This window comes from Sphingomonas sp. Leaf357, from assembly GCF_001423845.1.
In the GTDB taxonomy this organism is placed as follows: Bacteria; Pseudomonadota; Alphaproteobacteria; order Sphingomonadales; family Sphingomonadaceae; genus Sphingomonas.
On record NZ_LMPM01000001.1, the window covers coordinates 758,341 to 779,001 of the forward strand.

The window sequence follows — 20,661 nt, forward strand, 5'->3', positions numbered from 1 at the left end:
GGGGCAGGTCACATTGCGGGCAGTTCCGGCAGCAACTTGTCCAGGGTGACGGGGAAGCCGCGGATGCGCACGCCGCACGCATTGTAGATCGCGTTCGCCACCGCCGCCGCGGCGCCGGAAATGCCCAGCTCGCCGATGCCCTTGGCGTGGATCGGATTGGCGTGGATGTCGCGCTCGTCGAGGAAATGGACGTCGAGCTGCGGCACGTCGGCATTCACCGGCACGTGATATTCGGCGAGATCGCGATTGACCATCTTGCCGCTGCGCGTGTCGTGAATCAGATCCTCGGTCAGCGCGGTGCCGATGCCGAAGGTCATGCCGCCCAGACATTGCGAACGCGCGGTCTTGGCGTTGAGGATGCGCCCCGCCGCGAATACGCCGAGCATGCGTCGCACGCGCGTTTCGCCCGTTACCGCATTCACCGCGACCTCGGCGAAATGCGCGCCGTACGACGCCTGCGAGGTTTCCTTCTCCTGCTTGCCGGGCTTGATCGTTCCGGTCGCCGCCAGCCTGTCGCCGACGAGTTCGCCGATCGGGCGCGAGCGATTGTCGCCGATCGCATGGCCGTCCTTCAGCGTCAGCGCGTCTTCCGCCACGCCCATCGCCTCCGCCAGTTTGCTGCGCAGCATTTCGCACGCGAGATAGACCGCCGAGCCGGACGATCCGGCACCCCAGGAACCGCCCGACCCCGCCGCCGGCGGCGCGTTGGTATCGCCCAGCGCCATCGTGATCCGGTCGACCGGAATGCCGAGAATCTCCGACGCGATCTGCGCCAGGATCGTATAGCTGCCCGTGCCGATATCGGTCATCGCCGAGGACACCGTCGCGGAGCCGTCGGGATGGATCTCGACCTCGGCCGAGGATTCCATCAGCATGTTGCCGCGCACCGCCGAGGCGACGCCCATGCCGATCAGCCATTCGCCCTCGCGGCGGGTGCCGGCCTTGGCGCGCTGATCCCAGCCGAACTTCGCGGCGCCCTGATCGAGACAGCGCGCCAGTTGCCGCGACGAATAGGGTACCTGTTTCTCCGGATCCTGCGCCGGATCGTTCACCTTGCGCAGCGCGATCGGATCCATGTCGAGCGTTTCCGCCAACTCGTCCATCGCGCATTCGAGGCCCAGCATGCCGACGGCCTCGCCCGGCGCGCGCATCGACCCCGACAAAACGAGGTTCAGCGGCACGTTGTCGTGCGTGATCAGCCGGTTCTCGCCGCCGTACAGCATGTGCGTGCCGATCCCGACCGGTTCGAAATAGCCTTCGCCGGGCTGGTTGGAGCACAGGCTTTCATGGCCGATCGCCGTCAGCTTGCCGTCCCTCCCCGCGGCGAGACGAACGCGCTGCTCGGTGTTCGACCGGCGCACGGTCGCCTCGAACACCTGCTGCCGCGCCATCACCGCCTTGACTGGGCGGCCGATCTTGCGCGCGGCGATCGCGGCGGCGACGCTTTCCGGGGCGATGCCGAGCTTCGATCCGAACCCGCCGCCGATATAGCGCGCGACGATCCGTACCTGCTTGGCGGACAGACCCAGCGCATCGGCCAGCTGCGACGCGTCGGAGGTCGGCATCTGATACGCGCCGTAAAGCGTCAGCGAGCCATCCTCCTCCCAGACCGCGGTGGAGGCATGCGGCTCCATCGCGGCGGAATTCTGGCTCGGCGTCGTATAGGTGACGTCGATCGTCACCGGCGCGTCGGCCATCGCCTGATCGACATCGCCATGCTTGGAATGCGGTTCGGTCGCGCCGGGCGGCGGCTTGACCGCCTCGTCGCGATGGCCGTCGAAATTGTACGCTCCCTTGCTCGCCTCATAGCCGATCGGCAGCCTCTGCGCCGCGTCGCGCGCGACCTCGAAGCTTTCGGCGAGCACGATCGCGACGATCTGTCCGACCGAGGTGATCTCCTTTACCCCCTGAGTCGGTGCGGACGTTTCGCCGCCTTGCGCCGCGACGCGGATGAAGCTGTCGAAATCGGTCACGACGTCGATCACGCCGGGAATGGCGCGGATCGCATCGGCGTCGATCTTCACGACCTTGCCCGCGCCGATCGTCGCCCCGACCAGAACGCCGTATGCGAGATCGTCGAAGCGATATTCCGCCGCGTAGGTCGCGGCGCCGGAGACTTTCTTCGGCCCGTCCACGCGGTCCAGCGGTCGGCTGATCACCCCCTGCACACCGGTATCGAGCAGGCTGTGCGGATGTGGCAGATCCATCGTCAGGCTGTTGGTCTTGTCGTCCGAACCGAAACCGAACATGCTCATGCCTCCGTCAGTTCGCGCAGGGTCGCGATCAATGTGCGCCGCGCGAGCGGGATCTTGAAATCGTTGCTGCCGAAGCCGCGCGCGTCCGCCACCAGCGCATCCGCTGCCGCCGCGAACGTCGCGGTGTCGGGTGTCTTGCCGATCAGCGCCGCCTCGACGCTCGCGTCGCGCCACGGCATCGGGCCGAGCCCGCCGAACGCCAGCGAGACGGCGGCGATCTTGCCGTCCTCGATTTTCAGCACGCCCGCCACCGAGACGAGCGCGAAGGCGTAGGACGCCCGGTCGCGCACCTTGCGATAGGCGTGCCGGCCCTCGGGCGGCGCGGGCAGTTCGACATGCGTGATCAGTTCGCCCGGCTCCAGCACCGTTTCGATCTGCGGCGTGTCGCCGGGCAGGCGATAGAAATCGTGGATCGAGATCCGTCGCCGATCGCCATCCGGCTTGAGCGTCACGATCGTGGCGTCGAGCACGCGCATCGCCACCGCCATGTCGCTCGGGTGGGTCGCGATGCACTGTTCGCTCGTGCCGAGCACCGCCAGGATCCGGTTGACCCCGTCGATCGCGTCGCATCCGCTGCCCGGGACGCGCTTGTTGCAGTGCGCGGCGATGTCGTAGAAATAATAGCATCGCGTCCGCTGCAACAGATTGCCGCCGGTGGACGCCTTGTTGCGCAACTGCCCCGAGGCACCGGCCAGCAAGGCGCGGCTCAGCACTTCGTATTTGTCGATCACCCTCGGATCGGCGGCGAGATCGCTGTTCGGCACCAGCGCGCCGATCGTCAGACCGCCGTCCTCGCGCTCCTCGATCTTCGCCAGGTCCAGCCGGCTGATATCGACCAACCGGTCCGGGGTCTCGACCTGAAGCTTCATCAGATCCAGCAAGTTCGTCCCGCCGGCTATGAACCGTCCGCCGGCCGCGACCGCCATTTCCGGCGTGTCGGCCTTGGAATATTCGAACGGCCTCATGCGACCAACTCCTTGCGCATCGCATCGTCCTTGGCGTCGGCGCTCCGACCCTCCGGTTCGTCGCCCGCCACCTCGCGGATCGCATCGACGATGTTGGGATAGGCCGAACAGCGGCACAGATTGCCGCTCATCCGCTCGGAAATCTCCCCGTCATCGAATTTGGGGGCGGCCAGATCGGCGGAGACATGGCTCGGCCAGCCCTTCTTGACCTCGTCGAGCATGCCGACCGCCGAGCAGATCTGGCCCGGCGTGCAATAGCCGCACTGATACCCGTCGTGTCGCACGAACGCCTGCTGCATCGGATGGAGATCGCCGACCTGGCCGAGCCCTTCGATCGTCACGATCTCGTCGTCCTGATGCATCACCGCCAACGTCAGGCAGGAATTGATCCGCCGCCCGTTCACCAGCACCGTGCAGGCCCCACACTGGCCGTGATCGCAGCCTTTCTTGGAACCGGTCAGCCCGAGATGTTCGCGGAGCAGGTCCAGCACCGAAGTGCGGATATCGACGTCCGCCTCATGGACCTGTCCGTTGATCGTGAAATGCATGTCGGGCGTCCCTTCGATCGGCCCCAAATTGGCCGGTGTCAGGGCGGAAGCGAATGAACTGAGGTGAGGTTCCGATGCGAATCCAGTGGCTTCACTAATCCAGATCAACCCGCGCGAGATTCGCACTGAGCGATATCAAGTCTCGGAACGATGCCGGTTCCCTCCGGTTGGGCAACGGATATCATGTTACGATTCCGACGGCCTGAGCCCGATCGGCTTGCCCGAGCATTCAGCACCTGACCGTTTCACCGAAGGACTTCCCAATGGCCGACACCCCACGCAACCCCGGCAACGGCGGCGAGACGCACCAGCAGGCTGGCGGCGATGTCGCCGTCCTCACGACCAATCACGGCGTACCGATCAGCGACAATCAGAACAGCCTGAAAAGCGGCGCGCGGGGGCCGACCCTGCTCGAGGATTTCGTGCTGCGGGAGAAGATCTTCCACTTCGATCACGAGCGGATCCCCGAGCGCATCGTCCACGCCCGTGGCTCGGGCGCGCATGGCTATTTCGAGGCGACCGACGATATCTCCGATTTGTCCAAGGCCGCCGTGTTCACCAAAGGCGAGAAGACCGAAGTGTTCGTGCGCTTTTCGACCGTCGCGGGTGGGGCCGGCTCGGTCGATACGCCACGCGACGTGCGCGGCTTCGCGGTGAAATTCTATTCGCGCGAGGGCAATTGGGATCTGGTCGGCAACAATATCCCGGTATTCTTCATCCAGGATGCGATCAAGTTCCCCGATCTCGTCCATGCGGTGAAGATGGAGGCCAATAGCGGCTACCCCCAGGCGGGCAGTGCGCACGACACGTTCTGGGACTGGGCGTCGCTGATGCCGGAAAGCACGCACATGCTGATGTGGGCGATGTCCGATCGCACGCTGCCGCGCAGCCTGCGCATGATGGAGGGCTTCGGCGTCCACACGTTCCAGCTGGTCAATGCCGACGACAAGGTCAGCTTCGTGAAGTTCCATTGGAAGCCGAAGCTCGGCCTCCAGTCGACGATCTGGGACGAGGCTTTGAAGCTGCAGGCGGCCGATAACGATTATCACCGCCGCGACCTGTTCGAGGCGATCGATACCGGTGCCTTCCCCGAATGGGAGCTGGGCATTCAGGTGTTCGATCAGGATTTCGCCGATGCGCAGCCCTATGACGTACTCGATGCGACCAAGCTGATCCCGGAGGACGACGTTCCTGTGCGGATCATCGGCCGGATGGTGCTCGACCGTAATGTCGACAATTTCTTCGCCGAGACCGAGCAGGTCGCCTTCCTGCCGACCAACGTGCCGCCGGGGATCGGTTTCTCGAACGATCCGCTGCTGCAGGGGCGGTTGTTCAGCTATCTCGATACGCAGAAGTCGCGATTGGGCACGACCAACTTCCACCAGATCCCGGTCAACGCGCCGCGCTGCCCGTTCGGCAATTTCCAGCGCGACGGGATGATGCAGACGATGGTGCCGAAGGGGCGCGCGAACTACGAGCCGAACAGTCTGGCCGAGCATGGCGAGGAAGCCGGACCGCGCGAGACTCCGAAGGGCTTCGCGACCGTCAATGCGGCGACCGGCCCGGACGAGACCGGCGACAAGCTGCGCGTCCGCGCCGACACGTTCGCCGATCATTTCAGCCAGGCACGTCTGTTCTACCGGTCGCAGACCGAGAACGAGCAGGCCCATATCGCGTCGTCGTTCGTGTTCGAACTGTCCAAGGTCGGGCTGCTCGATCAGGTGCCGCCGCGCATGGTGGCCAATCTGCGCAACGTGGACGAGGATCTCGCCCAGCGCGTCGCGGACGGCCTGGGCATCGATCTGCCGGCCAAGGCGAAAGCGGCGAAGGAGCCGGTCGACATGGCCCCGTCCGATGCGCTGTCGATCCACAAGAACATGAAGGAGACGCTGGAGGGGCGCGCGGTCGGCATCCTGATCGCGGACGGCAGCGACGCCGACGCGCTCAAGGCGGTGGTCGATGCGGTGACGAAGGCCAAGGGCAAGGCGGTGATCGTCGCGCCCAAGGTCGGCGGCGCGAAGCTGTCCGACGGCAACGTCCAGAAGGCCGATGGCCAGCTTGCCGGCAGCCCGTCGCAGATCTTCGATGCGGTGGCGATCATCCTGTCCGACGAAGGCTGTGCCACGCTGCTGAAGGAAGGTGCCGCCGTGCAATGGGCAATGGACGCGTTCGGCCATCTGAAGGCGATCGGCGCGAGCGATGCGACCAAGCCGCTGCTCGATAAGGCCGGGGTGGAGCCGGACGATGGCGTGACCGATCTCGGCAAGGCGTTCATCGCCGCCGCCGCGAAGCGTTTCTATGATCGCGAGCCCGGCGTGAGGACGCTGGCATGACCGGGCGTTCGCGCGCCGTGGCGCTCGATCCGTTTTCCTATTGGGACCGGATGTTCGCCAGCTGGCGGATGATGGCGGCGACCGGCGACCGCGTGGTGCAGACCGCGCAGGCGTCTGGCGCGGTCATCGCCTCGCGCGGCGAGACGATGCGTGCTGCGGTGAGCGCGCCATGGTCGGGCGATTATGCCGAACTGTCGCGCATGGTGCCGGAAAAGGTCGCGGCGTTTTCCTCGTCCGGTCTGGTCATGATGCAGGCATGGGTCGATGCTCAGGCGGCGTGGTGGGATCAGGCGCAATCGCTGAGCGCGATGATGCTGCGCGGACGTCCGGCCACCCCGGTGGAGCTGATGGCGTTCGGGTCGACCGCTGCCGCCAGCGGGCTGAAGGCGATGGAGGCGGCGGCGCGGACGGGCCGAGATACGCTGGCACCGATCCACAAGGCGGCCACCGGCAATGCGCGGCGGCTCGGGCGCAAGGGCTGAGCGAGCATAAAGCAATCGGGGCGGTGCCGCTGGCATCGCCCCGAAATCGGTTCAGGCGGGTTCTGCTGCCGTTTCCGCGCGAGCGTTGATCTTCGATTTGGCCATCGCGGTCAGCTTGTCGTCGGTGGCATATTCCTCGTCGAGCGTTTCCTGCAGGATCGCGGCGATGTCGCTGCGACCCAATTGCTCCGCCCAGGTGACGAGCGTGCCGTAGCGCGTGATCTCGTAATGCTCGACCGCCTGGGCCGACGCGATCAGCGCGGCATCGAGCACCGCCGGATCCGCGATATCGCCGGCAACCTCGTTGGCCTCCTTGATGATGCCGTCGATCGCCGGGCAGGTGACCGCCTTGGGCTTCTCGCCGAGCAGGTCGAACACCTGTTCGAGCCGCCGGATCTGGCCTTCGGTTTCCTGCAGATGCGTCTGGAACCCGGCCCTCAACCCGCCATCGCTGGCCTTCTCGACCATCTTCGGCAATGCCTTGGTGATCTGGTTCTCGGCATAATAGACGTCCTGCAGTTGATGCAGGAAGAGATCGTCGAACGTCGCGATATCCTTGGTGAACAAGCCCATGTGACACTCCTCGGTTGAAGGTGCGCTGGACGCGAAATTTAAGCGTATCCAGCGTAGCGCATCAACCGGCAGCGCAGCGGGGAAGTTGCCGAACCGCGCCGATTTAATGTGCTGATCTGCCTCAAGCTACGAGCCGATACTTTTGATCGTCCTCGGCGTCTAACCTTGCCGGGGCGAGAGCGTTATCGACTGCGCGCCGAACATCGGGCATCGCGGGTCGGATCAGAGTCCCGAAGCGAAGAGGCAAATCCGCGCCATGACGCCCCTCAACCGTGCGAACAACGTAGCCGACCTGCGCTCGATCGCGCGGCGACGACTGCCACGGCCGATCTTCGATTATATCGATGGCGGTGCCGACGACGAGGTCTCGCTGCGGCGCAACGTCGATGCGTTCGCGGATTACGAGCTGGTCCCCGACATGCTCAACGACGTGTCGGAGATACGGACCGAGACGCGCGTCTTCGGGCAGATCTCGCGCTGGCCGTTGATGTTGTCGCCCACCGGCCTGACCCGCATGTTCCACGGGCATGCCGAGCTTGCCGTGGCCCGCGCCGCCGCGCGCCACGGCCTTCTCTACAGCCTTTCGACGATGGGCACGACTCGTCTGGAGGATCTCGCCCAGGCCTTCGCCGGACCGAAGGTGTTCCAGATCTACATCTTCAAGGATCGCGGATTGACCGCGGAATTCGTGGCGCGCTGTCGTGCGGCGGGCTTCCACGGATTGGCTCTGACCGTCGACACCCCCGTCGCCGGCAATCGCGAACGCGACCGGGTCAGCGGCTTGTCGTTGCCGCCGACCTTGACCTTCCGGTCGCTGCTCAGCTTCGCGCTCCATCCGTCCTGGTCGCTTCCCGCATTGACCGGGTCCAAGTTCGACCTCGCCAATGTCAGTCACAAGATCGACGCGCTGGCATCGGGTCCGATGAGCCTGTTCGACTATATCGGCGGGCAGTTCGACCGTTCGGTCGGCTGGCGCGATGTCGAATGGCTGGCCCGTGAATGGAACGGGCCGCTCGCAATTAAGGGCGTGATGACCCCGGAGGACGCGCACCGCTCGATCGCCTCGGGCGCGACCGGCGTCATGGTCTCCAATCACGGCGGGCGTCAGCTGGACGGCGCACCCGCCCCGATCGATCAGATCGCGGCGGTGCGCGACGCGGTCGGCGATGCGCCGGACGTGATCTGTGACGGGGGAATACGGCGCGGTTCGGACGTGGTGAAGGCGCTCGCGCTGGGAGCGACCGCCTGCTCGATCGGTCGTCCCTATCTCTACGGCCTCGCAGCGGGCGGTGAGGCCGGCGTCGATCGTCTCCTCTCGCTCCTGAAGGAGGAATTCGTGCGAACCCTGATGCTCGCCGGCATCAACGATATCGCCGCCATCGCCCGCCGGCACGTCCGGCATCGGCCGGGGACGCGTCTTCGATGAAAAGGATCTGGTGCACCCTACGGGAGCTGCCGCAGAAGCTCCTGCCGAACTTCCTAACCTAGAAGTCTGGCTCGATCATCAGCATCTCAGGCAATCTTGAGCCCGAGGTCGTGAATGCCGCGATGGTGGCGAAAGCAGGCCTGGTGGTCTGGTCCAGGGGGCTCTCCGAGCAGCTCGGGCAGCATTGTGTCACCGTCAACTGCGTGCAGCCGGGCCTGATCGACACCGCCCAGATTTGCCGCCTCTAACCCAGGGAGGAGCGCAACAAGTTCGCAAGCCAGGAGATCGCCTTGCGCGACTTCGGTCAGCCTGAGGACGTCGGCAATGCAGTCGCGTTTCTCGCCTCACCGAGGGCGCGTTGCATTACGAGCATCGTCTTGATCGTCAATGGCGGGATGCGCCGCTACTGCTTCAAGTCAACGATCGGCGTCAGTAGGGGCGACTGGGCGAAGTATGGACACATCGCCGCATTGCAGACCCTCGACGAGTTCAAGGTTGTCGCGATCGGAAGCCGAACGCAGGCGACGGCGGATGCGGTGGCCGAGGAATATGGCATCCCCAATGCCTTCAATGACGGGCAGACGCTCATCGAATATCCAGACGTCGATCTTGTTGCGGTGCTCACTCCGGCTCTGGAGATCATCGATCGTATGTTCGCTACGTCGGAAGCGAGCTTCGCTAAGATTGTTTATCATCGTTCACCCGCTCGGTGGTCGGAACGGCCTCTCTAGCGGATGAACAAACGCACGTTTCAGACAAGGCCTAAAACGCGCCGAATGTCGGCTTCTGACTCAGCGCGTGCGTTGCTCATGCGGCTATGGAGGGGTCCGACCACCCTTATGGGCTGTGCGGCAGCGCCGTCTAACGGGCAATCACAGATCGGAGCTTTTAATTTCAATAATCTCGTTGTTGGAAAGCCCTGCGCTTTCCTCCCGTAGGAAGTGCAGGAGTTCGCCAGCTTCTTGAGGACCAAACTGCAGGTCGAGGCTATCCATCTGAATGGAAATCGATTTTTGCTTATCTGCGGATAGGCCGGCAACGATAGCTACGCAGTCCTCTAGCGTTCCTTGTCCTAGGATGTCTGAGGATGCGGCACCAGACGCGTCGACCGAGTAGATCGTAGCCGATTCGCTCAAGGGGTATGTCGTCATCGCGTTTCCTCATCGGCATCGTCGATAGAAGAACGCACCGAATTCCGTATTGGGCACACTGATAGCGGGCAAGCCGAACTGGAACCTGAACACGTGGCCGGTTTCGAGGCATGACAAGGACGTCGTGAATGACCAACTGTGGGTCCTTAGCCCGATCCTTTATCATGCGCAGACTGCTTAGAGGCGCGACTTGCCAGACGTGCGCACGGCTTGCGTCAGAATGCGCTCTTCGATTGCAACAAGGCGCATCGACAGTCCCACTTGGAATTATTGATCCTGGTCTAAACGAGCGGCGTGGCCAGCGCAGCGCGTCGAAGGGCCAAGTCATCAAGGATGTCGCGATGGGCTTTCGCATCCACGCGATAAAATAGGCAGACGCTTGCAGCCGCCAGCGCGAACGCGCCGGTCCCCGGGCCATAGATGATGCCGATCCAGATGATCGTTCGTGGTGGCAGGTCGGCGGCGGCGATCGCCGCACCGTGGGCCGCCGTGCCGCTTTGAAGGTCGATCAGTTGCATGGCGAATCCGGCCACGAGCGAGCCGAACCCGGCAGCGGCCTTGCTGGCAAAGGCCCAGCCTGCGAAATACAGACCTTCGCGGCGCGCGCCGAACAGATGCTCGTGCTCGTCGGCCGCATCGGCCATCATCGAGGCGAAGGCGATCGCCGCCATCGCCATCAGCGCCCCGCCGATGAAGACGGCGCTCGCCAACAGCATAATCGGCGGATGCTCGCCCGGCAGCAACCCGATGAGGCGTGCCGAGGGCGGAAGGGCGAACGCGGCAAGCGGGTGCGCCGCACGCAGGAGCGGCGGACTGCGGAAACGCGCGCTGCCCTCTTCGCGGCGGCGGTGTCAACGATCGACCGGCTCGGTTATGCCGGCGCGAACAATGCCTCGATCGCGGACGAGGCCGGCATAACGCGCGGCACGATCGCCCATCATTTCTCGACCCGCGCGGCCTTCATGGCGGAAGTCGTGCGCTGGGTGTTCGAGCAGGAGACGCTGGCTGTCCGCGACCTGATGGCCACCCGGCATCTCGGCATGCGCGTGTCGGACTGGCCGGGGCTGTTGTGGGAGGTCTTCTCCAGGCCCTCCGGCGTCGCCGTGATGGAAATCCTCGTCGCGTCGCGCAGCGACCCCGACCTGGCGGCGCTCGTCATGCCGATGCAGGAAGAGGTGGAGCGGAATGGGGCCGCCAATTTCCTGCACCGCATCGGCGCGCAAGTGACGGACATGGCGGCCATCCGCCTCGTCGTGTGGGCGATCCGAGGAATGACGATGGGTCGCACCTTCATCACCGACCGCGACGGCATGGAGGAGGCGGTAGCGCTGCTGTCGCGCCTGATCGAGCGCGCCGTGCCGACGGGCGCGTTTGAGGATTTGGCGGAACTTTGATCGAAGATTTTGCGAGCATTTGATGCCTGTTTTGGCAGCAAAATGAATGAATGTCAGAGTCCAGGAGCCGGGTTTTCAACTTGAACGTCTGGGGCTGGATCGTGCCGGTCGCGAGGCTGACATTCGGCTACCGACCCAATTTTCTCCATGCGAAGATTGCGTGCCCAGGTCGGAAGGCTGCCGTTGGTTGAGCCGACCACGCTCGCATGACGACTCCGCTGGCTTCTTGCCGGCGATGCTGGAAAATCGACTGGATGGACGATTTAGTCGATTTCAAGCGGCGAAACGATAGTTTGCCGTAGCGATTGCAACTCTTGCTCGATGCGAACGAAGCGCGCAGCGATCACGGTCTATCGGTGCGCGCGGACGGCCGATATGCGCAGCGCTTGAGCCAGCGGAACGGCGAGATCCGAAAGAAGTTCGCGCTCCTGCCGGTCGTACAGGCTCCCATCAGGTCGGGCACCGATCAGAAGCCAATGCTTTTTATCGGCTGCCAGCGGAATACGGACGGGGAACAGTGGATCGCGTTTCCGCATCTCGATCGTGCCCGCGCGACGGGGCGTGTCATCTGCGAACCGCAGATCGATCTCATCCGCCTCGATAACGTGTGCTGCGAGCACTTCGCCGTCCGCGATGACGGCACCGCGCATCGCATGAAGGTCGTGTGCGAGATGGCTCAGCGCGGTTCGCGCGACGGTCGCCGGATCGGATGTTTCGCCAAGCTCGGTCAATAGCGGCGGCAGGTCGTGACGTAGATGGATCAGATTCCTGCGGAACCGATGCTCGACCCAGTGCCCGATCTTGTGATGTAGCGGGACGATCGCGACCGCGGCGAAGGCAGCGCCCAAAGCCCCGGCAAGCGCGCCCATGCTTTCGCCGAGATATCGTTCCCCGACCAGTTCGATGATCTTTTCCGATCCCGCAAAGATCGCGAGCAGCGCGAGCGTCAGTATGCCGAGGAGGATGGACCGGCTTACCGCAGCCTGTGTGTCGTACAGGCGATATCGCAGCACGGACAGGACCACGCCGGCGACAATGATTGTCAGCGGGACCGCCAAGATCAGCGGGGTAACGATCCAGCTCCACAGCTCCGAGCCGAAATCGCGATGGCTGCTGAGATAGGCATTATAGCCGAACGCGCCCCCGGTCAGGAGCACTATGCCGCTAACAAAGCCGATCATCGCCCAGCGCCATTGCTGTCGGGCTACAGGCGTTTCGCTTCGGTAGCGAATAACCATCGTGAGCACAGTGAGCGGAGTGAGCAGAATGAGCCCGATCGTACCCAGTGGCGGCAGGAAGATGCCGCCTATTGCGATGACTGTCGTGGCGGCCATCAGATAGCGTGTCCAATGGGGTTCCAGCTTGCCGTTTGGAAACGCCTGCATCGCCAGCAACATGCCGAGCGTGCCAATGGCAGGCACGATGGTGACCACCCACATCCCGCCCGGGTGATACTTCCAGAATACACTGGCGAAGGAGAAGCCCGTCGCGAGGCTGAGCAGCGATAACGACAGAAGCGCGGCAACCGGGTCCCGCCGTCGACCGAACAGGAGGATGGCGCCAAACACCATCACCACGGGGGCCGCCAGGCCAACCAGAGCGCTCGACCATGTGAGCGAAACCGGCGTGAGGCCGGTCCCCGCATACAATGCCTCCCCATTCGCCAAGCCGCGGGTCAGCTTCACTTTGCGTGGCGGGGCCTGTCCGCGCTGGATCACCATCGGTATCGAGCCACCCGATCGCTCGGCGCGCAGTCTGATGCGATCGCTGAAAGACGAGTCAGGCCCGGCTGACGGGATCGCGAGGCGCGCCAACGACAGGACGCGGTCGCCAATCCGGACGTCGGCGTTGCGCATTTCATCGCCGCCAAGACGGTCGATTCGCGCGTCCCTACCGATGCTGATGCCAAGCATGTCCAAGCCATAGGCAGAGCCAGCGCCGTACCTGAGCTGATGCCAAGCACCGCCCGATACGCCGATCAGCGTAATCGCCAACACCGCCACCCACAGCACACCGTAAAACCGGGCCGGCCAGCCGGTGAGGGTCGGCAATGTGTCCGGGATTGCAAACCATCGCGTCATACATGATCCCCCGACCATCCGCTTCGTGCAGCGTTCAATCCAAGCTGGCCAACCACATTGGCAGCGGCGCGATACCATTGCTCGAAGGGAAGCAATGCACTAAAAAATTAGATGCTAATCAAGCGGCTGGTCGGTGGATGGCCCGACCGCATTCATACACACTCATGCCCACGCAGATTGATCTTGAAAACGCCCAGTTGCAGGCGTTAGCTTACTGAGATCGGCTGGCAGCCTTCCACCCCATGTCGGTCGTTCAAACAGCAACCCATAATCGCCAGAAACTGTCGTTGACAGACATGAGCAAACGTCGGGAACTGGGCGGCCGCAAACTGCAGGTGGATTGCCGGATGTGGGTCGAGTCAGTCGATGAAAGGTGCGGCACGGTCCGGATTGGAACGCGTGCCCATACTAAATGGCGTGCAACAGAAGCGCTTGCTAATTCAGCCGTGGGATAAGATTTTTGCTATCCTCTGATCCGGGACCAGCCACCATGCTGCGACGGCCGCATAGCCAACATAAGCAAGGATAGGCACGACAAAAGCAAGCGCGATGGCGGCGAGGTAAATTACGACGGAGGCGGTGCCTTTCCAATCGGCATGTATCGCGGCCCGGAGCGGGGAACTAGCACCCTGTGCGCGGACGATTGCCGTTTGCATGATTCGCCAGCTCACCGCGCATAGCAGCAGCACGGCGCCGTAGATCGCAATCGGCAAGGCAGCAGCGTTGTGTTCGTCCATCCAGGCAGTGGAGAACGGGATGAGCGAGAGCCAGAACAGCAGGTTAAGATTGGCCCACATGATCGAGGGGCCGACATGCGGCACAAGCCGGAAGAAGTGATGGTGATTGTTCCAGTAGATGGCGACGTAGATGAAGCTCAGCGCGAAACTGAGAAACGTCGGACCGAGCTCGCGCAGGTTTGCCAAATCGGCGCCATGAGGTGGCTTCAGCTCAAGCACCATGATCGTTATGATGACGGCTACAACTCCGTCAGTAAGTGCAATCAGCCGCTCAGAACCAATTTTCGGGCGCATTGGAATCTCCGGATCAGTACGGCGGGGCAGAATGTTCCCGCTGGGTACGGGCGGCTTGGGCCCACCAGCCAAGGTCGTCCGCGAAATGCGGGAAAGCGCGCGTAAGAGCGGAACCGCCATCGCCCACGGGCGCTCCGGCCGCATCTATGGAATGACCGATCGCGCCGACCGCGAGCGTGCTAGACACGACGACCATGCCCATCTCGGACAATATGCCGTGCCAGGCGAGCCCGGCGCGCGAGCCGGCGAAACGGCCCGCCGAATAGCTGGCGATCGCCGCAGGTCGCCAAAACCATTCCTCCAGGAAGTGATCGGTGAGGTTCTTCAGGCCGGGCTGGACACCCCAATTATATTCTCCCGTCACGAAGACGAAGGCGTCGGCCGCCCTGATCTTCTCCGCGAGTGCTTCCAATGCCGGGGGAGCCTCGCCCTTCGGATACTCCTTGTACATGCGATCCAGCATCGGCAGGTCGAGCGCCTTGGCGTCGATCAGTTCCGCCGATGCGCCGCGCTCCGCAAACGCGCCGACCAGCCATTCGGCGAGACGGATGCCCTGCCGCGCCGAGCGGTAAGAACCGTAGAAGATCATGATCCGGTCGCCCATCGTAACGTTCCCTCATGATGCCCGATTGTCACGCGACAGCACGGGGCGGGCAAGTCCCCCCGTGCCAGCGCGATCGATCAGCCTTCGATGAAGGCGAGCAGATCGGTGTTGATCCGATCGGCGTGGGTGACCGGCATGCCGTGGGGGAAGCCGGGATAGGAGATGAGCTTCGCGCCCTTCACGATTTCGGCGGACATCTTGCCGGTGGTCGCGAACGGCACGACCTGATCGTCCTCGCCGTGCAGCACCAGGGTCGGGACGTCGATCGCCTTCAAGTCTTCGGTGAAGTCGGTTTCGGAGAAGGCCTTGACGCCGAGCGTGTGCGCCAGCGCCGAACCCATCATCCCCTGCCGCCACCAATTGAGGCGCACCGCCTCCTTCACCTGCGCGCCCTCTCGATTGTAGCCGAAGAAGGGCAGGGTGAAGTCGTGGTAGAATTGCGACCGGTTCGTCGCGGTTTGCTCGCGAACCATGTCGAAAACGTCGATCGGCACACCGTTCGGGTTGGTGTCGGTCTTGACCATGATCGGCGCGACGGCACTCATCAGCACCGCTTTCTTGACCCGCCCGGGCTTGGCGCGGGCGACGTAGCGGGCGACCTCGCCGCCGCCGGTTGAATGTCCGACATGGACGACATCGTGCAGCTCGAGCGCATCGGTGAGCGCGATCACGTCGGCGACATAGGTATCCATGTCGTGGCCACCCGCCGACTGGGTCGAGCGGCCGTGTCCGCGTCGATCATGAGCGATCACGCGATAGCGTTTCTGGACGAAGAACATCATCTGCGCGTCCCAATCGTCCGAACTGAGCGGCCAGCCGTGATGGAACATGACGACGGGCGCGTCCTTGCCGCCCCAGTCCTTGTAGAAGATCTCGGTCGCGTCGGCGGTGGTGATGAACGGCATGGCAGGTCTCCTTGGGATCGGCTTGATGAGGGTACGCTACAGCGTCGGGTAGGAATTAGGCGGCGTCGACCAGGACGATCTCTGCATCCTCGATGGCGGTGACGCGAAGCACCGCTTCATCGGCAATGGCGGCGCCGTCGCGAGCTTCCAGGCGGGTGCCGTTGACGACCACCGTGCCGGTCGCCGGTACGAGATAGCCGTGGCGGTCGGTACCGAGCGGATACTCCGCGCTCTCCCCAGCCTTGAGCGTCGCGGCGACGATGCGCGCGTCGGTGCGGATCGGCAAGGCGTCGTGATCGTCGGCAAATCCGCTCGCCAGCGTCACGAACTGGCCCGAGCGTTCGCCTCGGGGAAAGGGCTTCGCGCCCCATGATGGCGCTTCGCCGCGCGTCTTGGGCTCGATCCAGATCTGGAAGATGCGGGTGATGCCCGGCTCCTTGTTGTATTCGGAGTGGCGAACGCCCGATCCCGCGCTCATCACCTGCACGTCGCCGGCCTCGGTGCGGCCGATGTTGCCGAGCGAGTCCTGATGCGTGATCGCACCCTCGCGGACATACGTAATGATCTCCATGTCGTTGTGCGGGTGCGGGGGGAAGCCGGTGCCGGGCGCGATGGTATCGTCGTTCCAGACCCGGATGCCGCTCCAGCCCATCCGGGCGGGATCGTAATAGCCTGCGAACGAGAAGTGATGCTTCGCATCGAGCCAGCCGTGGTTGGCACCACCGAGGCTGGCGAAGGGACGACGGTCGATCATGGTTCGGTCTCCGGGAGAGCGTGGTTGCTCCGCTGACCATAAGATGCACCTCGATCGGACTTGACGAAATGGCAAGGTTGGCATCTCATCCTTTCTGAAAATGATGAAGCGACTTCCCGATCTCGAAGCATGGGCGATTTTTTCCAAGGTCGCCGAGCATGGCTCGTTCTCGCGTGCCGCGCGCGCGATGGGGATGTCCGATCCGACCGTATCGAAAGCGATCGGACGGCTGGAAGCGCGTCTTGGCCTGACGTTGATCGCGCGCACCTCGCGACGCATCGCGCTCACCGATGCCGGCCGTGCCGCGCTGGAGCGGGCCTCGCGGATCCTCAGCGAGGGCGAAGCGGTCGAGGATGAGGCCGGTGCGCAGTCGACGGTGCCGCGCGGACGCGTGCGTATCAGCGCGCCGCTGTCGTTCGGTATCGCCTATCTTGGCTCGACGCTGCCGGCCTTCCTCGACGCCTATCCGGAGATCACCATCGATTTTGCGCTGAGCGACCGCAAGGTCGATTTGGTGGCGGAGGGGTTCGACCTGGCGCTCAGGATCGCCAGCCTGAACGATTCCTCGCTGCTGTCGCGCCGGCTTTGCACCGTCCGGTTGCTGCTGGTGGCATCGCCCGATTATCTTGACCGCCACGGCATGCCGACGCATCCGGCTCAGCTCGGCGGGCATTGCGCGCTGGCCTATACGGGGGGCGCTTCGCGGACCTGGCGCTTCACGCACCCGACGTTCGGAGAGGAAACGGTCGAACCCGCGGTGCGCGTCTGGACCGACAATGCCGATTTGCTCAACCCCGCGCTGCTCGCGGGGCAGGGGCTCGCGATCCAGCCCGAGTTCCTGGTGTGGCGGGAACTGCGTGATGGCAGGTTGATGCCGGCGATGCCGGAATGGTCCGTGGCACCCCTGGGGCTCCACCTCGTCATGCCGCCGAGCCCGTTGCGACCCCTTCGGGTTCAGGCCCTAATCGATTATCTCGCCCGCGAATTGGCGAGAGCGCCTTGGGACGTAGACCGGATAAGGGAATAATATGCTGAAGTCTCACCGTCCAACGAACGGCGGTACGGTCTCGAATACGTCCCGAAGCGACATGACGGAACGGCCGGACTTGAGACTCAGAAAAATGGCGCAGCAAGCAGGCATTCTTGGTCTGAGCAACCTTTACCCCACGGAAATCTCCGACGGCATATGCCGGCGAGATGAGTAGCTCATCAGTCGACCACGGCGCAGAAGACACCCCGGAAAGAAAAGCCAGCCCCGCAATGGCGACGCTGTTGGTCGGCGGCGTGTTCGCGCAGGCGGCCTTATGGCTGTGGATCAGCCGGACGCTCCTCCCGGGAGAACTGATCAGTCCTGTCAGTCCAAACCTGTTCGCGGCGGCGGTGTTCGTCGGCGTCTTCTGCAGTCTGCTGCTCGCAGCCAGGATCATGACGGTCCAGACGCGGTCGACCGGCGATCGTCGTGGTAGAAAGCTGGACGCGATCGTCGGCGCGCTGGTCCTTCCTACGCTGGCCTCCACCGCCTGCCTGCGGATGGTGGTGCAAGCCGGGGCCTTCATCGGTGTCACACCCCAGGTCAGCCCGGCGCGGTTCGCCATCGAGAGCTTTCGCAAGAACCATGGCACGCACCTTCTCCGCGTGCGGCTCGGCGACGGCGGGCGAGAATTCAGCGTTCCTGTACGCACGATGCTCTATGATGCCGCACAGCCGGGAGACACGATCACTCTACCGGTCGAAACTGGGCGCTACGGCGTTCAGCGAGCAATGGTCGCTGCTGATCCAGCCGATGCCGACTTGCATCATCATTCCTGAGCGACGTTCGCCTTCCGCCTGTCGGACAAGGCGACCGCCCGCTGACGGACGGCAACCGGCGCTCGTCCGGCGCGAGTAGGCCGGCACGGTCCAGGCAGGCGCGACGACCTCGCTTGGACGATCAGTGCTTGTTGAAATAGCCGACCTGTCCGCACCTCCGATACGACACCGTCGTCGTTCCCCTGGTCAAGGCGAAGCGCTCCGCGCCCTGCCGGCGAAGCTTGAACGTGTCCGTGTCGGATGTCGCAGGGCTTCCATCGCCGGCCGCACGGCAGGTTTCCGCAATCGTCAGCACGCCGGCCGACCGCATCACGATTGTATCGGTGCATTTGCTGGCATGCGGATATGAAAAGCTGCGCCCGTCGAAGCTCAGGATGGTTGCATTGGGCTGATGATCACACGCCAGATCAACAGTGCCATAGTCGCCTGGCCTCAATGGGATGGACGCGGCACTTGCCTCCGTAGCGAACAGGAGGACAAGCATCGTCGCACCGGATCGTATTCGCATCTGGTTTCTTTCCTCGTCTAGCTCGATCAGCGACAACCCTTGATACGCTTCAAAGTGCCCGGGCAGCACCGTATCGGACGATCCGCCACCATCGTTTCACGACCCCTGCTCATGCGCCCAGCCAACTTTATCAAGGATTTGCGTCATGTCGGAACGCGGGACCTGATCAGGAGTTTGACGCTCGCTCGGTGATTGTAATCCAACAGGATCCGCAGTCGTGAGGGCCGATCCGTGGGACAGCGTGAAGACTGGCATATCACCGATCGTATCACGCACGAGGACGGTGAGGGCGATCCGTTCGCGGCAGCGGTGCGCGCGACACGGATGCCGATGGTGATCACCGATCCTCGTCAGCCCGATAATCCGATCGTTTTCTGCAACCAGGCATTCCAGCAGCTGACCGGCTACCACCGCCACGAGATCATCGGTCGCAACTGCCGCTTCCTGCAGGGTCCGGATACCGATCCCGAAGCCGTGCGGCGGCTGCGCCAGGCTGTTGCCGGCCAGACCGACATCGACGTCGATCTGCTCAACTATCGCAAGGACGGCAGCACGTTCTGGAACGCTTTGTACCTGAGCCCAGTTCGCAGCGCGGCGGGTGAAGTGCAGTTCTTCTTCGCCTCGCAACTGAACGTCAGCGACCGTGTCGAGGCGCAGATCGCGATCGAAAGACAGAAGGCCGAAGTCGAGCGGGAAGTGGCGCGGCGCACCGCGGACCTGCAGGAGGCGCTAGAAGCCAAGACCCTGCTGCTTCACGAGGTCGATCACCGTGTGAAAAACAACCTGACGATGATCGGTTCGTTGCTGCGATTGCAGGCCCGTCAGATCGACGATCCGGCGATCGCCGACAAGCTCGAGGTGATGCTGGAGCGGGTCGATGCCTTGGCGACGGTGCATCGCAGGCTTTACCAGTCCGACGACATCAGCAGGTTCGACATCAGTGCGTTCGCGGTCAACCTCGTCTCCGACGTGATCGGTGCCAGCGGTCGCGGCGACATCGCCGTCATGGCCGACACGACGAAGATCGAGATACCGTCACGCGATGCCGCCGCGCTTGGGCTGGTGCTGAACGAGGTGCTGACCAACTCCATCAAGCACGGTTTTCGTGACGGGCGTTCGGGCACGCTCCGGATCACGACACGCGTCATCGACGGACGCGCCGAACTGATCGTTGCCGACGATGGCCCCGGCATGATCGATGGTGCTTCGTCAACCGGGCTGGGGCGTACCCTGATCAAGCGGCTGTCACGTCAGGTGAAAGCCGAAGCGCGGTGGCGGGCTGCCGATCCCGGAACCGAGGTCGTCATCTCCTTCCCCGTGGATATCGATCAATGATCCGTCCGCGCGGCCCACTGAACGTCATCGTCGTCGAGGACGAAGCGCTCTTGGCGATGGATATCGAGGCGATGGTCGAGGATTGCGGGCACCGGGTCATCGCCGAAGCCGCCTCGTCGTACGAAGTGGATGCGTTGCCAGCAACGCTCACGCCGCATCTGGCGTTCGTCGACATGCATCTGGCGCAAGGCACCAGTGGCCTGGACGCCTGCGCGACGATCCGACGGCGGTGGGAGGCTGCGGTCATCGTCTTCGTGACCGCCAACCCCGCCAAAGTACCGGCCGATTTTGCCGGCGCGCATGGAATTATTCCGAAACCCTTCACGCGCAACGGCTTGATGTCTGCGATGCGGTATATCGAGGAGGGCGTCTGCGATCCGCCCCCTACCGCGCCAACCCCTGCGAGCTTTCTCGCCTCGCCGGCCTTCGCTGCGCTTTGGGGAGAATGAGTGGCGGCATGCCCGGGCCGGCGATCGCACTGAGGTCAGTGCGGCGCTGGCGATCGGA

20 protein-coding genes and 1 pseudogene are annotated in these 20,661 nt (G+C 63.7%); 9 read left to right on the forward strand and 12 right to left on the reverse strand.

Translation table 11 applies throughout. From position 1 onward, the window contains the following. Positions 1 to 8: 8 nt before the first annotated feature. From ASG11_RS03620 to ASG11_RS03630, 3 genes are read right to left on the reverse strand one after another with little or no spacing between them, the layout of a single operon-like run. Complete coding sequence (locus ASG11_RS03620; protein WP_055775313.1) at positions 9 to 2,249, reverse strand: xanthine dehydrogenase family protein molybdopterin-binding subunit; 2,241 nt, start codon at positions 2,247 to 2,249, stop codon at positions 9 to 11. Between the two features lie 2 nt (positions 2,250 to 2,251). Next, on the reverse strand, positions 2,252 to 3,220 hold the full coding sequence (locus ASG11_RS03625) for an FAD binding domain-containing protein (protein WP_055775316.1): 969 nt from the start codon (positions 3,218 to 3,220) through the stop codon (positions 2,252 to 2,254). After that, positions 3,217 to 3,768, reverse strand: coding sequence for a 2Fe-2S iron-sulfur cluster-binding protein (locus ASG11_RS03630; protein WP_082472773.1), 552 nt, complete (start codon positions 3,766 to 3,768; stop codon positions 3,217 to 3,219). The genes ASG11_RS03625 and ASG11_RS03630 overlap by 4 nt, the downstream gene beginning before the upstream one ends. A 263-nt stretch (positions 3,769 to 4,031) precedes the next feature. Here ASG11_RS03630 and ASG11_RS03635 point away from each other — a divergent pair, with 263 nt between their 5' ends. Together ASG11_RS03635 and ASG11_RS03640 are read left to right on the forward strand one after the other, a co-directional pair. Next, positions 4,032 to 6,101: a catalase gene (locus ASG11_RS03635; RefSeq protein WP_055775318.1), complete on the forward strand. Its 2,070-nt coding sequence runs from the start codon at positions 4,032 to 4,034 to the stop codon at positions 6,099 to 6,101. After that, positions 6,098 to 6,583 carry a hypothetical protein gene (locus tag ASG11_RS03640; RefSeq protein WP_055775322.1) on the forward strand — a complete coding sequence of 162 codons (486 nt, stop codon included), beginning with the start codon at positions 6,098 to 6,100 and terminating at the stop codon, positions 6,581 to 6,583. The genes ASG11_RS03635 and ASG11_RS03640 overlap by 4 nt, the downstream gene beginning before the upstream one ends. A 51-nt stretch (positions 6,584 to 6,634) precedes the next feature. On the opposite strand, the gene ASG11_RS03645 is transcribed toward ASG11_RS03640, so the two are convergent. After that, positions 6,635 to 7,156, reverse strand: coding sequence for a YciE/YciF ferroxidase family protein (locus tag ASG11_RS03645; RefSeq protein ID WP_055775324.1), 522 nt, complete (start codon positions 7,154 to 7,156; stop codon positions 6,635 to 6,637). Between the two features lie 256 nt (positions 7,157 to 7,412). Here ASG11_RS03645 and ASG11_RS03650 point away from each other — a divergent pair, with 256 nt between their 5' ends. Continuing rightward, positions 7,413 to 8,582 carry an alpha-hydroxy acid oxidase gene (locus ASG11_RS03650; RefSeq protein ID WP_055775326.1) on the forward strand — a complete coding sequence of 390 codons (1,170 nt, stop codon included), beginning with the start codon at positions 7,413 to 7,415 and terminating at the stop codon, positions 8,580 to 8,582. A gap of 77 nt (positions 8,583 to 8,659) precedes the next feature. Beyond that, positions 8,660 to 9,313 (forward strand): annotated as a pseudogene (locus ASG11_RS19440) (SDR family oxidoreductase). Between the two features lie 141 nt (positions 9,314 to 9,454). On the opposite strand, the gene ASG11_RS03660 reads toward ASG11_RS19440, so the two are convergent. Together ASG11_RS03660 and ASG11_RS03665 are read right to left on the reverse strand one after the other, a co-directional pair. Next, positions 9,455 to 9,733 carry a hypothetical protein gene (locus ASG11_RS03660; protein WP_055775328.1) on the reverse strand — a complete coding sequence of 93 codons (279 nt, stop codon included), beginning with the start codon at positions 9,731 to 9,733 and terminating at the stop codon, positions 9,455 to 9,457. 281 nt (positions 9,734 to 10,014) lie between these two features. Next, complete coding sequence (locus ASG11_RS03665) at positions 10,015 to 10,476, reverse strand: MFS transporter (RefSeq protein ID WP_055775329.1); 462 nt, start codon at positions 10,474 to 10,476, stop codon at positions 10,015 to 10,017. On the opposite strand from ASG11_RS03665, the gene ASG11_RS03670 reads away from it, so the two are divergent. Beyond that, the gene (locus tag ASG11_RS03670; protein WP_055775332.1) at positions 10,459 to 11,127 is read left to right on the forward strand and encodes a TetR/AcrR family transcriptional regulator; all 669 of its coding nucleotides are present in this window, start codon (positions 10,459 to 10,461) and stop codon (positions 11,125 to 11,127) included. The genes ASG11_RS03665 and ASG11_RS03670 overlap by 18 nt on opposite strands. Before the next feature lie 350 nt (positions 11,128 to 11,477). Here ASG11_RS03670 and ASG11_RS03675 read toward each other — a convergent pair whose 3' ends face one another. From ASG11_RS03675 to ASG11_RS03695, 5 genes are all read right to left on the reverse strand, one after another. Next, entirely contained in the window at positions 11,478 to 13,208 is a 1,731-nt protein-coding gene (locus ASG11_RS03675) for a hypothetical protein (RefSeq protein WP_055775335.1), read from the reverse strand. A 440-nt stretch (positions 13,209 to 13,648) separates the two neighbouring features. After that, positions 13,649 to 14,239, reverse strand: a complete 591-nt coding sequence (locus ASG11_RS03680; protein ID WP_201781266.1) for a TMEM175 family protein — start codon at positions 14,237 to 14,239, stop codon at positions 13,649 to 13,651. 13 nt (positions 14,240 to 14,252) lie between these two features. After that, on the reverse strand, positions 14,253 to 14,843 hold the full coding sequence (locus tag ASG11_RS03685; RefSeq protein ID WP_055775338.1) for an NADPH-dependent FMN reductase: 591 nt from the start codon (positions 14,841 to 14,843) through the stop codon (positions 14,253 to 14,255). Between the two features lie 77 nt (positions 14,844 to 14,920). After that, on the reverse strand, positions 14,921 to 15,748 hold the full coding sequence (locus ASG11_RS03690; protein ID WP_055775340.1) for an alpha/beta fold hydrolase: 828 nt from the start codon (positions 15,746 to 15,748) through the stop codon (positions 14,921 to 14,923). 55 nt (positions 15,749 to 15,803) lie between these two features. Next, positions 15,804 to 16,502: a pirin family protein gene (locus ASG11_RS03695; RefSeq protein WP_055775343.1), complete on the reverse strand. Its 699-nt coding sequence runs from the start codon at positions 16,500 to 16,502 to the stop codon at positions 15,804 to 15,806. Between the two features lie 100 nt (positions 16,503 to 16,602). Here ASG11_RS03695 and ASG11_RS03700 point away from each other — a divergent pair, with 100 nt between their 5' ends. After that, the gene (locus ASG11_RS03700) at positions 16,603 to 17,529 is read left to right on the forward strand and encodes a LysR family transcriptional regulator (protein WP_330218886.1); all 927 of its coding nucleotides are present in this window, start codon (positions 16,603 to 16,605) and stop codon (positions 17,527 to 17,529) included. A 233-nt stretch (positions 17,530 to 17,762) separates the two neighbouring features. Then, positions 17,763 to 18,311 carry a hypothetical protein gene (locus ASG11_RS03705; protein WP_156363631.1) on the forward strand — a complete coding sequence of 183 codons (549 nt, stop codon included), beginning with the start codon at positions 17,763 to 17,765 and terminating at the stop codon, positions 18,309 to 18,311. 121 nt (positions 18,312 to 18,432) lie between these two features. On the opposite strand, the gene ASG11_RS03710 is transcribed toward ASG11_RS03705, so the two are convergent. Beyond that, the gene (locus ASG11_RS03710) at positions 18,433 to 18,888 is read right to left on the reverse strand and encodes a hypothetical protein (RefSeq protein WP_055775349.1); all 456 of its coding nucleotides are present in this window, start codon (positions 18,886 to 18,888) and stop codon (positions 18,433 to 18,435) included. A gap of 162 nt (positions 18,889 to 19,050) precedes the next feature. On the opposite strand from ASG11_RS03710, the gene ASG11_RS03715 reads away from it, so the two are divergent. Together ASG11_RS03715 and ASG11_RS03720 are read left to right on the forward strand one after the other, a co-directional pair. After that, positions 19,051 to 20,154 carry a histidine kinase dimerization/phosphoacceptor domain -containing protein gene (locus ASG11_RS03715; protein WP_055775352.1) on the forward strand — a complete coding sequence of 368 codons (1,104 nt, stop codon included), beginning with the start codon at positions 19,051 to 19,053 and terminating at the stop codon, positions 20,152 to 20,154. Continuing rightward, on the forward strand, positions 20,151 to 20,603 hold the full coding sequence (locus ASG11_RS03720; RefSeq protein ID WP_055775355.1) for a response regulator: 453 nt from the start codon (positions 20,151 to 20,153) through the stop codon (positions 20,601 to 20,603). Before ASG11_RS03715 ends, ASG11_RS03720 begins: the two co-directional genes overlap by 4 nt. Positions 20,604 to 20,661 lie beyond the last annotated feature (58 nt).